The organism is Pseudoalteromonas sp. 2CM28B, assembly GCF_023161935.1.
This window is the reverse complement of the sequence record NZ_JALNTH010000030.1, coordinates 48,285-63,645: the sequence shown is the minus strand read 5'-3', so window position 1 is coordinate 63,645 and position 15,361 is coordinate 48,285. Positions and strand designations below refer to the sequence as shown.

The 15,361-nt window shown below is 40.5% G+C and carries 12 protein-coding genes; 7 read left to right on the top strand and 5 right to left on the bottom strand.

The genetic code is table 11. The annotated features are described in order from the left end of the window. The first annotated feature begins 2 nt into the window (after positions 1 to 2). The 5 genes from MTN96_RS27525 to MTN96_RS27505 all read left to right on the top strand — a co-directional run bounded on the left by MTN96_RS27525 (position 3) and on the right by MTN96_RS27505 (position 8,427). A complete protein-coding gene (locus tag MTN96_RS27525; RefSeq protein ID WP_248533441.1) occupies positions 3 to 1,172 on the top strand; it encodes an efflux RND transporter periplasmic adaptor subunit in 1,170 nt (389 codons plus the stop codon). 12 nt (positions 1,173 to 1,184) lie between these two features. Continuing rightward, entirely contained in the window at positions 1,185 to 4,316 is a 3,132-nt protein-coding gene (locus tag MTN96_RS27520; protein ID WP_036983879.1) for an efflux RND transporter permease subunit, read from the top strand. Next, a complete protein-coding gene (locus tag MTN96_RS27515; protein ID WP_036983880.1) occupies positions 4,316 to 5,725 on the top strand; it encodes an efflux transporter outer membrane subunit in 1,410 nt (469 codons plus the stop codon). Before MTN96_RS27520 ends, MTN96_RS27515 begins: the two co-directional genes overlap by 1 nt. Positions 5,726 to 5,863: 138 nt before the next feature. Further along, complete coding sequence (locus MTN96_RS27510; RefSeq protein ID WP_008112329.1) at positions 5,864 to 6,484, top strand: TetR/AcrR family transcriptional regulator; 621 nt, start codon at positions 5,864 to 5,866, stop codon at positions 6,482 to 6,484. 314 nt (positions 6,485 to 6,798) lie between these two features. Next, positions 6,799 to 8,427 (top strand): diacylglycerol kinase family protein, encoded by a 1,629-nt coding sequence (locus MTN96_RS27505; protein ID WP_248533439.1) that lies wholly within the window; start codon positions 6,799 to 6,801, stop codon positions 8,425 to 8,427. A 40-nt stretch (positions 8,428 to 8,467) separates the two neighbouring features. Here MTN96_RS27505 and MTN96_RS27500 read toward each other — a convergent pair whose 3' ends face one another. Both MTN96_RS27500 and MTN96_RS27495 read right to left on the bottom strand, forming a co-directional pair. After that, positions 8,468 to 8,779: a VF530 family DNA-binding protein gene (locus MTN96_RS27500; RefSeq protein ID WP_010389056.1), complete on the bottom strand. Its 312-nt coding sequence runs from the start codon at positions 8,777 to 8,779 to the stop codon at positions 8,468 to 8,470. A 97-nt stretch (positions 8,780 to 8,876) separates the two neighbouring features. Then, positions 8,877 to 9,179, bottom strand: a complete 303-nt coding sequence (locus MTN96_RS27495; RefSeq protein WP_248533437.1) for a DUF1496 domain-containing protein — start codon at positions 9,177 to 9,179, stop codon at positions 8,877 to 8,879. Positions 9,180 to 9,283: 104 nt separating this feature from the next. Between MTN96_RS27495 and MTN96_RS27490 the strand changes: the two genes are divergently transcribed. After that, a complete protein-coding gene (locus tag MTN96_RS27490; RefSeq protein WP_036983885.1) occupies positions 9,284 to 9,517 on the top strand; it encodes a TIGR02647 family protein in 234 nt (77 codons plus the stop codon). Positions 9,518 to 9,526: 9 nt separating this feature from the next. Here the strand turns inward: MTN96_RS27490 and maiA are convergent, their stop codons facing one another. After that, on the bottom strand, positions 9,527 to 10,156 hold the full coding sequence (gene maiA / locus MTN96_RS27485; protein WP_138626290.1) for a maleylacetoacetate isomerase: 630 nt from the start codon (positions 10,154 to 10,156) through the stop codon (positions 9,527 to 9,529). Positions 10,157 to 10,163: 7 nt separating this feature from the next. Continuing rightward, a complete protein-coding gene (hmgA, locus tag MTN96_RS27480) occupies positions 10,164 to 11,465 on the bottom strand; it encodes a homogentisate 1,2-dioxygenase (protein WP_248533435.1) in 1,302 nt (433 codons plus the stop codon). 152 nt (positions 11,466 to 11,617) lie between these two features. Between hmgA and MTN96_RS27475 the strand changes: the two genes are divergently transcribed. After that, the gene (locus tag MTN96_RS27475) at positions 11,618 to 12,049 is read left to right on the top strand and encodes a MarR family winged helix-turn-helix transcriptional regulator (protein ID WP_138563393.1); all 432 of its coding nucleotides are present in this window, start codon (positions 11,618 to 11,620) and stop codon (positions 12,047 to 12,049) included. Between the two features lie 48 nt (positions 12,050 to 12,097). Here the strand turns inward: MTN96_RS27475 and MTN96_RS27470 are convergent, their stop codons facing one another. Further along, positions 12,098 to 15,286: a TonB-dependent receptor gene (locus MTN96_RS27470; RefSeq protein WP_248533433.1), complete on the bottom strand. Its 3,189-nt coding sequence runs from the start codon at positions 15,284 to 15,286 to the stop codon at positions 12,098 to 12,100. Between the last annotated feature and the right edge of the window lie 75 nt (positions 15,287 to 15,361).

The window sequence follows — 15,361 nt, the reverse complement described above, 5'->3', positions numbered from 1 at the left end:
ACATGCAGCGTTCCCGCATCGCTTTTTTTGTATTTTCGGCCCTCGTTGGTTCTGTTGCTTTAAGTGGTTGTGATCAGGTTGCTGAACAGCCTAAGGCTTCTGCTCCTGCAGCGACACCTGTTGGTGTGGTCACCTTAACAAGCCAAGCTATTACACTTAAAAAAGAATTACCAGGGCGTGTTAGTGCGTTTCAAATTGCTGAAATTCGTCCTCAAGTAAGTGGTATTGTTCAATCTCGCTTATTTGAAGAAGGCATACAGGTTGAGCAAGGCCAAGCGCTTTATCAAATTAATCCTGACATTTATGAAGCAGAACTCGCAGCCAGCAAAGCGGCCGTTGCGCGCGCAGAGGCTAGTATTGCAAGCAGTAAATCTAAAGCGTCGCGTTATAAAGAATTACTAGAAATTAAAGCGGTAAGCCAGCAAGACTTTGATGAAGCCGATGCAGCATACAAGCAAGCACAAGCCGAGCTATTAACAGCAAAAGCACAGCTTAAATCTGCACAAATAAACTTAGATTACAGCCATGTATCTTCTCCGATTAGTGGTCAAATTAGTAAATCGAACGTTACTGTTGGTGCGCTTGTAAGTGCTAATCAAACAACGGCACTGGCAACCGTTACTCAGCTTGACCCTATCTATGTTGACTTAACGCAATCAAGCAACGAGCTAACTCAACTTAAAAAAGCCATTTCTTCTGGTTCACTAAGTGTTGACTCAAAAACACAAGCCAACGTTGAGCTGCAAATGGAAGATGGCTCTATTTACCCAATTAAAGGCACGTTACAATTTTCTGAAGTAACTGTAGACCCAAGCACTGGGTCGGTAACTTTACGCGCTAAATTCCCAAATCCAGATAAGTTATTACTACCGGGTATGTATGCACGTGCCTCAGTGGTTGAGGGTGTAAAACAAGACGCTATTTTAGTGCCGCAGCGTGGAGTAAGCCGAAACACCAAAGGTGAGCCAACAGCGATGGTTGTAAGTAAAGAAAACACCGTAGAAAGCCGTGTGTTAAAAGTAGATAGAACGATTGGCTCTAACTGGTTAGTTACCGCTGGATTAGCTGATGGCGATAAAGTAATTGTTGAAGGCTTACAAAAAATTCGCCCAGGTGCGCCAGTTAGCCCTTCAGAAGTTTCACCGTCTGCAACAGCCGACAAAACGCAATAACGGAGAGTTTTAATGTCACGATTTTTTATCGACAGACCCATCTTTGCGTGGGTGCTTGCTATCGTGGTTATGCTTGCAGGTGTGTTGGCTATTCAAAGTTTACCAATAGCACAGTACCCGTCAATTGCACCGCCAGCAATTAGCATTACCGCTACTTACCCAGGGGCATCAGCTCGTACCCTAGAGGATACGGTTACCCAGGTTATAGAGCAAAAAATGAAAGGACTAGATGGCTTGTTGTATATGTCATCTACGTCTGAGTCGAGTGGTTCGGCTACGCTTACGCTTTCATTTAGCGCCGATACAGACCCAGACATTGCACAGGTACAAGTGCAAAACAAGTTAGCCACAGCTACACCGCTTTTACCAGAAGAAGTGCAAAGGCAAGGTGTATCGGTGGCTAAGTCTGCACGTAACTTTTTAATGGTATTAGGTTTTGTATCAAAAGATGGCAGCATGACCAATATCGACATTGGTGATTATGTTTCATCTAATGTGCAAGATATTATCTCGCGTGTTGAAGGGGTGGGTGAAGTTCAGCTATTTGGCTCTCAATATGCTATGCGTATTTGGTTAGACCCAGCTAAGTTGCAAAACTACAAATTAACCCCTGCTGATATTAGCACCTCAATTAGTGCGCAAAATGCGCAGGTATCTGCTGGTCAATTAGGGGGCATGCCAGCGGTTGAAGGCCAGCAGCTCAATGCAACGGTAACAGCACAAAGCCGTTTGCAAACCGCAGCAGAGTTTGAACAAATTATAGTAAAAGCAAACGCTGATGGCTCGTTTGTTCGCCTTAAAGATGTAGCGCGTGTGGAGCTAGGTGGCGAGAGCTACCGTGTTGTAGCTCGTTACGATGGAAAACCTGCATCTGGCCTAGGTATTAAGCTTGCCAGTGGCGCCAATGCCCTTGATACAGCTGAAGGTGTAAAAGCTGCGATTGCAGAGCTTAAAGCGTTTTTCCCTGAGGGATTAGACGTTGTTGTACCCTACGATACCACCCCTTTTGTATCACTATCGATTGAAAAAGTGGTTCATACCTTAATAGAAGCAGTGGTACTAGTTTTTGTTGTTATGTATCTGTTTTTACAAAACTTCCGCGCTACGCTTATTCCAACGATTGCTGTGCCGGTGGTGTTACTCGGTACTTTTGGTATTTTGTACACGTTTGGCTATTCAATAAATACATTAACCATGTTTGCCATGGTACTTGCCATAGGCCTACTGGTTGATGATGCCATTGTTGTAGTAGAAAACGTTGAGCGTGTAATGAGCGAAGAAAAACTCTCTGCGCTTGAGGCAACACGTAAATCAATGGATGAAATTAAAGGCGCGCTAGTGGGTATTGCTATGGTGCTGTCGGCGGTATTTATTCCGATGGCGTTCTTTAGTGGCTCTACTGGGGTTATTTATCGTCAGTTCTCTATTACGTTGGTATCAGCAATGGGACTATCGGTATTGGTGGCGCTTATTTTAACACCTGCGTTGTGTGCTACGCTTTTAAAACCAAGCCATGTTCACGATAACAGCTCGTTATTCGGTCGTTTTTTCAGTGGTTTTAACCGCGGATTTGATAAAACTAATTCAGGCGCACAAAGTCTTGTCAGTCGTATGATCCGTTTATCTAAGCGCTATCTTTTATGTTATGGCCTTATTGTAGCGGGTATGGTGTATATTTTTTCAAGCTTACCAACGGCATTTTTACCAGATGAAGACCAAGGTATTTTGTTTAATCAGGTGTCATTACCAGCAGGCTCAACGACTGAAGAAACGCTTGAAGTAGTTAAAAAAGTAGAAAAACACTTTTTGAACGATCAATCGGATGCTGTAAATGGTATTTTCACGGTGACTGGATTTAGTTTTGCAGGTTCTGGCCAAAACTCAGCAATTGCCTTTGTTAACTTTAAGCACTGGGATGAGCGTCAAGGCGAAGGTTTATCTGTGCAAGCAGTTGCAGGTAAAGCAATGGGCTATTTTTCTACCATTAAAGAAGCGTTTGTATTTGCATTTCCGCCGCCAGCGATTGTGGAACTAGGTACAGCCAATGGCTTTAATATGTTTTTACAAGACCGTGTTGGACTTGGCCACGAGGCTCTACTGGCCGCGCGTAACCAGTTATTAGGCTTAGCAAGCCAAAGCCCAATTCTCGCGGGCGTACGACCTAATGGCCAAGAAGATATGCCAGAGCTCCAGCTTGATGTAGACCTTGCAAAAGCTCAGGCACTGGGCGTTTCGCAAGCTAATATTAACAGCACGCTTGCAACAGCCTGGGGTAGTAGTTATGTAAATGACTTTATTGATCGCGGCCGTGTAAAAAAAGTATACCTACAAGGCGATGCTGAATCGCGAATGGTGCCAGAGGATTTAAACAAGTGGTATGTACGTAATGCTAGCGGTGATATGGTGCCATTTTCAGCATTTGCCAGTTCGCATTGGACCTATGGTTCGCCACGTCTTGAGCGTTATAATGGTTTTTCTGCTATGGAAATTCAAGGAACAGCTGCGCCAGGTTACAGTACAGGGCAAGCAATGGATGAAATGGAACGTTTAGTCAAGCAACTACCTAACGGTATTGCCTCTGAGTGGACTGGTATTTCGTTTCAAGAGCGCTCAAGTAGCGGTCAAGCGCCGTTGTTATATGGATTATCACTGTTATTTGTATTCTTATGTTTAGCGGCGCTTTATGAAAGTTGGTCAGTACCATTTGCAGTAATGATAATTGTGCCACTGGGTATTTTTGGTGCGATTGTAGCCGCCTTTATGGGTAACTTATCAAACGATATTTACTTACAAGTGGGTTTATTAACCACCATAGGTTTAGCCTCTAAAAATGCCATTTTAATCGTTGAGTTTGCGATTCATAAAATGGAAGAAGGCTTAAGCTTAGTTGACTCGGCGATTGCCGCTGTACGCCTTCGCTTACGTCCTATTTTAATGACCTCAATGGCCTTTGTGTGTGGTGTGCTTCCATTAGCTATTGCCTCAAGTGCTGGTTCAGGTGCACAAAATGCATTAGGTATTTCAATTATTGGTGGAACACTTGCCGCCTCGTCATTGGTTGTTATTTTTGTACCGTTGTTTTTTGTTTTAGTACGTAGACTGTTTTCAGGAAAAGCTAAAACCACCTCGCAGGAGGAAGTATAATGAGTTTAAGAGCAATCAGTTTTAGTGCTTTTACTTTAGCAATTTTATCTGGATGTCAGTTAGCTCCTCAACAAGAAGCGCTAAATTTACCTGTCCCTGATGCGTATGCATCAGAGACAGGGGATGAGCAGGTGTCCTCGTTAAAATGGCAGCAGTTTTTTAATGATGAAAAACTTAAAACACTGATATCACAAAGTCTTGAACATAATAAAGACCTACAAATAGCTGCTTTAAATGTTCAGCGCGTGCGTGGTTTGTATCAGATTGAAGATTCAGCGTTATATCCATCACTGGATTTTAATGCATCAGGAAGTCGTCAGCGTTTACCCGGCGATTTATCAGCAAGTGGTCAACCACAAATAAGCTCTCAATACAGTGCAACGGTAGGCATGACGGCTTACGAGTTAGATTTATGGGGTAAAGTACGCAATCAGTCAGAGCAAGCATTACAAACGCTTTATTCCACTCAGCTGAGCCAATACACCATGCAAGTGTCGTTAATTGCAGAGCTTGCTAATGCTTGGTTAAATTACGCGACCGATCAACAGTTGTTAGCGTTGGCACAAGAGACGTTATCATCGCAGCAAGCATCCTTATCATTAACCCAAAAAAGTGTTGATTTAGGGGCAGCTTCTAAAATTACGCTGGAACAACTTAAAAGTACGGTAGCCACAGCGAAAGTTGATATTGCTAAATACCAACGTTTAGTGAAACGCGATAAAAACGCGCTTGATTTATTAGTAGGTAAAACGGTAGGTGAGGATTTACTGCCAAGTAAGTCATTAAATTATTTATTAGACTTACCTAGTGTGCCTGTGGGTTTACCTTCTGATTTACTAACGCAGCGACCAGATATAAAAGCAGCAGAGCATCAGCTGTTAGCCGCTAACGCTAACATTGGTATTGCCCGTGCAGCGTTTTACCCGAGCATTAGTTTAACTGCCAATGCAGGAACTGCATCACGTGATTTAAGTAATTTATTTGATGCAGGCTCAGGCACATGGAGCTTCATGCCATCGGTAAATTTACCTATTTTTAATATGGGTCGAAATCAAGCAAATTTAGATGTCGCTAACGCAGAGCAACAAGTTGCTGTAGCAACGTACCAGCAAAAAATACAGCAAGCATTTCGTGAAGTTGCTGATGTACTTGCGGATAGAGAAGGCTATAACGCACAGTTAATGGCTCTTGAGGAGTTATTACAAAGCCGAAAGACAACCTTTGAATTATCGCAGGCGCGCTACGACAAAGGGGTTGATAGCTTTTTGCAAGTGCTTGACGCTCAGCGAACTTGGTATAGCGCAAGGCAGCAATTGATCACGGGCCAACAAGCTGTGCTTGCAAGCCAAATCAATTTATACAAAGCGGTTGGCGGCGGCTGGCAGACCACTACTTCAACCGTTAAGTAAATTAGTACGCATAAAGCCTGTTAACAATAAAAGGTTTTATGCGTGATTAAAGTAATACCCGTTTAGCGTTTATTTTTTGTGATCAAAGCAGTAAACGCTAAATATTTCGAGCTGAGAGACTCGATACTGGAGTTTCAAATGAAACCTAAAAATAAAAAACACCTAGATCCGGTGCAAGCACAAGCGCGTCGCGAGCAGGTATTAACCGCCGCTGCTGATTGTTTTCGTCGCAAAGGCTACCATGGCGCAGGTATGGCAGAAATAGCTAAAACGGCAGGGATGAGTGCCGGCCATATTTATAATTACTTTGAAAGTAAAGAAGCCATAATTGAAAGTATTATTGAACAAGATATGGAAGAAATGTTTTCCATATTTCAAGAGTTTGAAGATCAACCTGGCGATATTTTAACGGTGTTACTTGATGGCTTACACCATGGTGTGCAGCGTCATATGGACACGGGGGCCTGCGTTGTTGACTTAGACATGATGGCAGAGGCCAGTAGAAACAAAAAAGTCGCTTTATTACTGCGTGAGGCTGACACGCAAGCACGTAACAGAATGCGTGATTTATTAGTCAGTGAAAGTAGTTTAATAAAATCACATTCAGAGCAAGAACTTGAAAGCCGCATTAATGTGATTTTTTCAGTGATGGCAGGATTGTTATTACGAAAAATGCTGTTTCCTGAGTTAACAGAAGAAACCGTGCTTATTGCACTGCGTCCAGCGATGAAAACATTACTTATGCCGTTTGATAATTAATACGCTAAGTTATTAAGTAACCATGAATATTTGACCGTTACAATTGTAAAAAAGAAAGGGCTAGTCTTAGCTATAAACACCTTTAAGGTTAATATTATAAATAAAGACTAGCTTTGAATAGCTGAAATGGAAACCGAAAATAAAAATATAACTTAGTATTATCAATGTATTAGGTTTTTATGGCGGTTTGTTGTAAGCTTGCGTTTTATACCTGAATACAGTAAACAAGAATAGTTGCTTTTTGGCGTATTACTTGCAGTCTTTGAGTTATATTAAAAGCATTAATTTTGCGTTACCAACTTTAAGGAGAGCACATGTGGGCTGCAGTAAGTTATCTTGTAACAGCATTGGTATTTATAGTCTTAGGATTAACGGTTAACTCCATTTACTTTGCAGTTGCGTTTTTTTGGACCGCACTTTCGCTACTATTAGTCAGCGGTGCTTATTTTTTTAATGCGGGGAAAATATTCAGAAAGCGAGAAAATGGCGTTATCCCTTTTTACATTCGCTGGGCTTTTGTACCTTTTTTATTAGGTGCACAATTTTATAATGCGTGGTCACGCAAGCGCGACAAAGTACCGCCTATTCAACAAATAAACGATAATCTATTTTTAGCATGTCGTTTGTTCCCCTCAGATATAGACACATTAAAAGAAAATGGTATTACCGCTGTTTTGGACGTTACCTGTGAATTTGATGGGCTTGAGTGGACATCTACCCAAGAAAATATTGATTATTTAAATATTCCTGTTCTTGATCACAGTGTGCCTACACATTCACAGTTAAACCAAGCCATTAACTGGATCCATCACCATATAAAGAAAGACCGTCGTGTTGTGGTGCATTGTGCATTAGGTCGCGGACGTTCGGTGTTTGTTATGGCAGCGTATTTATTGAGTCAAAATAAAGATGCGGATGTACATGATATTCTGGCACAAATCAAAGAAACACGTGAAACTGCTAACCTTAATAAACGCCAATTACGCCATTTAGTTAAGCGCCACCGTAAGGGGGAGCTACTGATAAAAAACAAAGCGTACTTAATTGCTAATCCGGTTTCAGGCACTAAGTTGTGGTCTGAAAAAGAGCATTTAATTGTTGCGCGTTTATCTGCGTATTACGATTTAACCATTTTAAAAACTACGCCAGAACAAAATGGCATTACATTGGCTAAACAGGCTATAGAAAGCCACCCCGATATTATTATTGCTTGTGGTGGAGATGGAACTGTAACTGAGGTTGCCAGTGTGTTGGTAGGTACTTCTTGTCGATTAGGAATAATACCACTGGGCACAGCAAATGCGCTCGCTCATGTATTAATGGGGATAAAATCTAAATTTATTCCTGTTGAGCAAGCATGTGATTTAATCATTGATGGTCAAGCTAACCTTATTGATACCGCGTATTGTAATGATGAGCTGATGCTATTATTAATTGGTATTGGCTTTGAGCATGCAATGATTGAAAAAGCGGATCGAGAGTCTAAAAATAAATCAGGTCAACTTGCTTATTTAAATGGTTTTTTACACTCATTTGGCGAAAATAAAGCGCAACAGCTAATAGTTAAATTAGATGATAATGAGCCTGAGACTATTAATACAAATAGTTTTATTGTGGCAAATGCTGCCCCATTCACTACGTTATTAGCGCAAGGGGGCGGGCAACCCGACCACCGCGATGGGTTATTGGATGTAAATTGGTTAACGCCAAACAAAGATAATGAAACCACGGTATTAAGTATTGCTGAGCTGATGTTTAGCAGTATTACGCAAACGCATCTTGCTATTAACTCGCATTATACCAATGCAAAATGTGTAGAAATAAGCGCAGATGAAACGCTAAATTACGTGATTGATGGCGAGGTTAAATCTGCAGATAAAGTGGTGGTGAGCATTAACCCTGCGTCGTTAAATGTAATATGCCAAGAGCAAACACCTGATTAGAAAGGCGTATGTATTACGCCATTGTTATTTTATGAGCCTTTTATTTTTTAATAGAAGGCCATACAAAACCTGATGTATCAGGTTGCGAGGATTCTGACTGCTTAGTCGGTTTATTTCTAGGCTTACGTAACGGCTTGTTATTAATGGTATGGATATAAAGCGCTTCTACTTTATCTCTTGCCCAAGGCGTTTTACGTAAAAATTTTAAGCTTGATTTTATACTTGGCGAATCTGTAAAACATTTGATATTTACTTGCTCGCCCATTGCTTTGAAGCCTAAACGTTGTTCTAGTTCAACAAGAATTTGCTCTAAAGTTACCCCATGAAGCGGGTTTTTTGGTTGATTATTCATAGTCACACTGCTTTTTTAAACTGCATGTATTGTAACGTATCCCGCCGCATCTTAATAGTTTGGAGGTGGCTGGCAGATTCCAGATTGTTAACCTTGATTAATTTATAGTAATAGTTGCAGGTTTCTTGGGGTAAATAAGGTTACCTTGCTTATCAAGCTTTAGCCAAATCAATTGACTGTTGTTATGTTGGGGGTACTTTGCAGCACAAATAAGTGAAACTGAGTGAACCTGCAGTATAGCTCCTTCGCTGTAACGTTTATTATCATACCAGCACTGAGTGTTTGTGTTTATAAGCTGGGTAGCATCAACAACAGGAAGCGTTTTTATTGTGCTAGCGAAGCTTAAAGCTGAAAAACACAAGCATAAAACAGTAATAAACGAAGTAAAATAAGAACGCATCAAAAACCTCAAGGTGTTTAAAATAACTACACTTAGCAAAAAAACATGCTAGGGTAAGTAAGACAACTTCAGTAAAACACAGAACAATAAAAAGGTGAACACATATGCTATTTAATCAAACCATGATTGACGAATTTACGCTATTAGCAAAATTTCCACGCGAGAGCAAAATGCAAGGAATTAAACTCCATTCTGATGCTGAGCCGGCTTTGTTAAGTGCCGCACAGCGTTTGTTTGATAAGGGAGTGATAGACAGCCCAGATGGTGGCTATTTAACCGAACTGGGCTTAGATTTAATTGAGCATGTAACGGTAATACACAGTGTACTAAAAAGTTAATCTACTTTATTAGTTTGCATCAGGTTGATTTTCAGGGGCTGCATCAACAAAAGCTGCCAACTCATTACAACGCTGATATATGGCTGCTATTTTAGGGTAGGCAGCCATATCTACTTTAAAACGAATGGCATTAAATACCTGCGGTACTAAACACACATCAGCTAAGCTTGGCGAGTCGCCTGCACAAAATGTGTTTTTGCTATCTAGCATGCGTTCTATTTTTTCAAAACCCACTTCAACCCAGTGGCGGTACCATTTATTTTTTGCTTCATCATCAACATTGAGCTCACTACTTAAATATTTCAGTACCCGTAAATTATCAATCGGATGGATATCACAGGCAATAGCATAACTTAAATTGCGAATGTGTGCTTTTTGCCATGCATTACCAGGCAGCAATGGTGTTTCAGGGTATTGCTCTTCAAGGTACTCTAAAATTGCTAGAGATTGACCTAATACGCCGTCTTCTGTTTCTAAAGAAGGTAAAAGTCCTTGAGGGTTTTTCTGTAAGTAATCTGTGCTTTGTTGCTCTGATTTTAGTAAGTTTACTGGCACCAACTGGTGATCAATATTTTTGAGATTTAATGCAATGCGCACACGATATGCTGCCGATGAGCGAAAATAAGTATAAAGCTTCATAATCTAATTATCCTTGATTGCCATTAAAGTGTTTTTTGATTGTGCGCCAGCAATCAGTGTAATTAGCTTGGCGCTCTTTACCTTCTAATGCGTATTTAGTCGGCGATATTACATAACGTGACTCAAACATAAACGCCAACGTATTATCGTAGCGTTGTGGTTCTAAGTCCGCATTTGACGCTTTTTCAAATACGTCTGCTTCAGGACCATGCGGCGACATACAGTTATGTAAGCTCATGCCACCTGGCACAAAGCCATGCTCTTTTGCATCATATACGCCTTCTATTAAGCCCATAAATTCACTCATAATATTACGGTGATAGTAAGGCGGGCGGAAGGTGTTTTCAGCCACCATCCAACGCGGTGGAAAAATAGCAAAATCAATATTTGCAACGCCTTCAGTGCCTGATGGCGAGGTTAGTACCGTGAAAATTGATGGATCGGGGTGATCAAAGCTAACGGTATTCATGACATTAAAGCGAGCCAAATCGTATTTGTAAGGCGCGCTGTTACCTGTCCAAGCAACAACATCAAGAGGAGAATGACCAATATCACAACGAAACATATTGCCATTAAATTTAGCAATAAGTTCAAATTCGCCTTCAATGTCTTCAAAAGCCGCTACTGGATAGTGAAAGTCACGGTCATTAGCATAACCATTTGCGCCAACAGGGCCGCGCTCAGCAAGAACATAAGCATGGCCGTAGTTTTCACAAATATACCCACGCGCTGTATCAGTTAATAGCTGCACCTGAAACTTAATGCCACGCGGAATAACCGCAATTTCACCGGCTTTAATACTTAAATGCCCGAGTTCTGTTTTAAGTAATAGCTCGCCGTGTTGTGGTACAAATAACATTTCGCCGTCGGCATTATAAAAATAACGATCAGTCATTGATTTATTCGCTACATAAACATGGATGCCAATTCCTGTTTGGCCATTGGCGCTGCCGTTTGCAGCCATAGTGATCAAACCATCAATGAAATCGGTTGGTGTGGTTGGAATATCAATTGGATCCCAACGAAGCATTGTAGGTGGAGTCGGGACTTCGGTAATTGGGGCGGTGCGAATTAAACCGTTATCAATTGCGCTGTAATCATCTTGGACAACCGATGGGCGAATACGGTACATCCAAGTGCGGCGGTTATCAGCACGCGGCGCGGTAAATGCGGTGGTACTAAATTGTTCAGCGTATAAATCGTATTTTACTTTTTGCGGGCTAAACTGCCCAATCGGTAATGCACCAGGCAGCGCTTCGGTTTCAAATTCATTGCCAAAGCCGGTCATATAGTTTAATTGTGTCGCCATTACTGACTCCTGTGAAAGTGGGGGAGTGTTATATTTTTGTTATTTACGCTAAGATACTCTCAAGTGAGACTAATATCAAACACACTGATTATGACCCTTGTAAATAAAAGTGAACAAATAAAAGTCGTATGTAAATAAATAAGTGATTCAATATGAAAATAGATTTAACGACATTTTTACCTTATCAATTAACACACTTAGCAACACAGGTAAGTAATGATTTTTCGAGTATTTATAAAAAAGAGTTTGATTTAACTATTCCTCAGTGGCGAATAATGGCTAATTTAGCGCAATCAGGCCAAAGCACAGCAAAGCAGTTATGTACTCAAGCAGATATGGATAAGTCGACAGTATCAAGGGCAGTAAAAACGCTAATAGATAAAGGGCTTATTTATAGTGAGTTAAATAAGCATGATAAGCGCGCTGCATTTTTAATGTTAACTGATAAGGGTATGGCTTTGTATGAAAAAATAACGCCACAGGCATTGCAGTGGGAATGTGAATTATTAAGCTGCCTGTCGGATGATGAACAACGCCAGTTAATCGCTATTTTTGATAAATTAAAAAATAAATTACAGGCATAAAAAAGCCCACAAAGTGGGCTTTTAAATACACTAATTTAATCAATCAAATTAGAACGTGTAACGAACACCTACACGCATTTCCCATAAAGAGGCATCGCGTTGTACAGACTGTTCAGCACTACGTGCACTGAAGTTTGAGTAAACGTATTGACCTTGGTCATTAATATTTACTTCAACCATCTTATTACCCACGAAAGAGCCTTTTCTTAATACACCCCAATCATCGTTTAACATATTCGTTAAGTTATCGATTACGAAGAATGCTTCACCTTTATGGCCATCCATAAAGCCAGGTACTTCTTGAGTGATTTTAAAGTTAAATTTCACGAACCAATCAGAGTTCTGTTGGTTACGACCAGTGATTTCACCACGTTTAAGACCTTCAGATGCGATAAAGTCATTAAACTCATTGATTTCATCAGCACTCATGTTGTAGACAACGTTTGGATCATTTTCAAGTGGTACATACAATAATTGACGCGCGCCATTAGAGTTTCTATCACCAAATTGAATATCGCCCGCACCCGTGTCGCGATTACTCTTGTAGGTAAAGCTATATGGTAAACCTTTGTATGCTTCACCAAATAGGTTAAAGCGAGTGTTATAACCATCGAAGAACTCGTGTTTATAACCTAGGTTTAATGTAAAGCGATGTGGGATTTCGTAATCAGATGATGCCACGCCAGGGTTACCTGGGTTTGATGTTGCTAGGTTACCGTAGTTTGAGCTGGCTACAGAGCTAGTCATTGGGTTTACATCATCTGCATCAGTGTAAGCGTATGAGAACTGAACGCTAACGCCATTATCAAACGCTTTACTTACTGCAGCAGATATAATTGAAGACTCACCACTATCACCATTCACATTTGTTAGTAATAGTTCACCACTACGATATTTACCTGGATTTAATGGATCTTCTTTTCTTTCATAGATAGGACGACCATCAAAAGTAGTTTTACCAGAATCTTGTAAAGCAATATCTACAAGAGTCGCTGCATCTCGCTTCTTAGTGTAAAGGTAATCCAAAGCAATAACATAGTCGTTTTCTGTAGTATATGTAGCACCTAAAGAGTACTTCCACTCTGATGGAATTTCAAAGTTAGGATCTACCGCGTTCGTTGTAGCATCACCCGAACCAATTTCAGTATTGGCTACTTTGTCAAACATATCTTGTGGAACGTCGTAACCTGGAGTACCACCATTTACATTTGGCGTATCAAATAGGTCAACTAGAGTGACTTCATCATCACCAGAACCAACTTTATAAGAATTACTGATATCGCTGATATAAGCACCAATATTGGTGATACCATCATTTGAATATGAGTTAGACAACCATACATTAGGGTTACCGCCTGAGAACAAGCCAACACCCGCACGTACTTCTAGTGCATCGGTTGCATACCACTCAAAACCTACGCGTGGTTGAATTAAATCAATACCGTCAAAAGTAGACTGATTGCTAAAACCGTAACGATTAGTGAAATTCTGATTTAATGTTGGTTTGTCATCGCTTGAATAGCTGTCGTAACGAAGACCAAATGTTAATGATGCATCGATATCTGAAAAGCTGTATTCATCTTGTACATAAAATGTATTTTGTGAATAAGCAAAGTTAGCAGCTGCATCATTTGGGTTATTCGTACTTGCAGAGTTATTATAATAAACTGCATTAGCAATCCCATTTCTGTATGCGTCAATCGAAGCAAAACGCCATTCACCTTCAGTATGTTGTACGAATTGGTTAAATACTTCTAACTTTTCATACTCAAAACCAGCGGTAATCGTGTGCTGATCAAGGTAGTAGGTACCTGAGAATTTAGCTGTTGTGGTATCGTAGTTTAAATCATTTGATTGACGAGAGTCATCAGGACCAACGTACACCGTGGCATTATCTGTGCTGATTTGGAACTCACCAAAACCGCTTGCTGCGTCTAAAGATTGAACGCGAGCGTCAAGCTCTGATTTACCTAAACGAACTTCAGTTGAAAAGTTGTCATTCCAATCAGAGTAAAGTGATGCAACGATTGAGGTAAACTCAGCACCTTGCTCATAAAAGTGGCTGTCAAATGCGAGCTCATCACCATCTGCATCTGATTGCGATAAAGTAAAGCCATCATTGTAGTTATAAATTAGGTTAGCACGGTGATCATCGTTGATGTTCCAATCTAGCTTCACTAAGATTTTTTCATCTTCTACTGGTGAGCTTGCTGGTGTAGCACCGGCTTCGTAACCATAAACATCACGTGTAATTTGTTTAATTTCATCAATTTCTGCAGAAGACACTAAAGATGAATAGTTAAACTGTTTAACACCTTCAAGTTTTTCGTAAGAAGTGAAAAGGAACAGCGTGTCATTAATTAGCGGTAAACCAACATTAAAGCCATAACGTTTTTCACTGTAATCGCCGTTGTCAACGTCATTACCTTCAATCTTATCGCCTTTCATTGAATCGTTAGTGTAATCGTAGAATACACCACCGTGAATGTCGTTGCCGCCAGATTTGGTCACAGCGTTGATGTTACATGATGTGAAACCACCATATTGAACATCAAAAGGGGCTAATTCTACCGCTACTTGCTCGATTGAATCAAAAGAGAACGGAGCGCGAATAGTAGGGTAACCGTTTGAGCTTAAACCAAAGTTATCGTTCATGCGAACGCCATCAAGGGTTAAGCTGTTAAAACGTGGATTACCACCACCACAGTTGATTGAACCACGGCTATCATCGATAGCAACGCGAGGGTCAATACGAATAATATCTTTTAAATCACGGTTAATAGCTGGTTGATTTTCAAGATCGCTTAATGTGAATGTTGAAGCAGGACCCGTACCACCAGACATAGTGCTAATAGGGCGACCAGTTACTACAATTTGTTCAACATCTGAGATATTTTCAAGTGAAGTATTAACAGGGTAGTCGCTACCAATGTTCAAGATAATATTATTGAACTCTTGGTCAGCGTAGATGTCTGAGTCTACGATTACTTTGTAAGGGCCGCCAACACGAAGTCCTTTAGCAGTAAAGTAACCTGCGTCATTTACTTCAGTTGTTTTAACAGAGCCTGAAGGAACGTGTAAAATAGTAATTTTAGTTCCTGCAGCAGGGTTACCGTTAGGTCCAGTTATTTGACCTTTAATTGCTGAGGTTGTTTCGTTTGCAATTGCAGCACCACTCACACCAACACATGCTGCTATAGCAAGTGATAGAGCTGTTTTGCGAAGTTGAATTTTCATTTTATTTTCCCGTGTAGTTAAATAAACTTTTAATAGCTTTTTTATTTTAATTTTGGCTTAAGCGACCGCAAAATA

Coding starts and splice junctions, on each gene's coding strand:
- MTN96_RS27475 (WP_138563393.1), top strand. CDS start 11,618: ATGAAAATAGATTTAACGACATTTTTACCTTATCAATTAACACACTTA.
- MTN96_RS27495 (WP_248533437.1), bottom strand. CDS start 9,179: ATGCGTTCTTATTTTACTTCGTTTATTACTGTTTTATGCTTGTGTTTT.
- MTN96_RS27515 (WP_036983880.1), top strand. CDS start 4,316: ATGAGTTTAAGAGCAATCAGTTTTAGTGCTTTTACTTTAGCAATTTTA.
- MTN96_RS27470 (WP_248533433.1), bottom strand. CDS start 15,286: ATGAAAATTCAACTTCGCAAAACAGCTCTATCACTTGCTATAGCAGCA.
- MTN96_RS27510 (WP_008112329.1), top strand. CDS start 5,864: ATGAAACCTAAAAATAAAAAACACCTAGATCCGGTGCAAGCACAAGCG.
- MTN96_RS27490 (WP_036983885.1), top strand. CDS start 9,284: ATGCTATTTAATCAAACCATGATTGACGAATTTACGCTATTAGCAAAA.
- MTN96_RS27520 (WP_036983879.1), top strand. CDS start 1,185: ATGTCACGATTTTTTATCGACAGACCCATCTTTGCGTGGGTGCTTGCT.
- MTN96_RS27525 (WP_248533441.1), top strand. CDS start 3: ATGCAGCGTTCCCGCATCGCTTTTTTTGTATTTTCGGCCCTCGTTGGT.
- MTN96_RS27505 (WP_248533439.1), top strand. CDS start 6,799: ATGTGGGCTGCAGTAAGTTATCTTGTAACAGCATTGGTATTTATAGTC.
- hmgA (WP_248533435.1), bottom strand. CDS start 11,465: ATGGCGACACAATTAAACTATATGACCGGCTTTGGCAATGAATTTGAA.
- maiA (WP_138626290.1), bottom strand. CDS start 10,156: ATGAAGCTTTATACTTATTTTCGCTCATCGGCAGCATATCGTGTGCGC.
- MTN96_RS27500 (WP_010389056.1), bottom strand. CDS start 8,779: ATGAATAATCAACCAAAAAACCCGCTTCATGGGGTAACTTTAGAGCAA.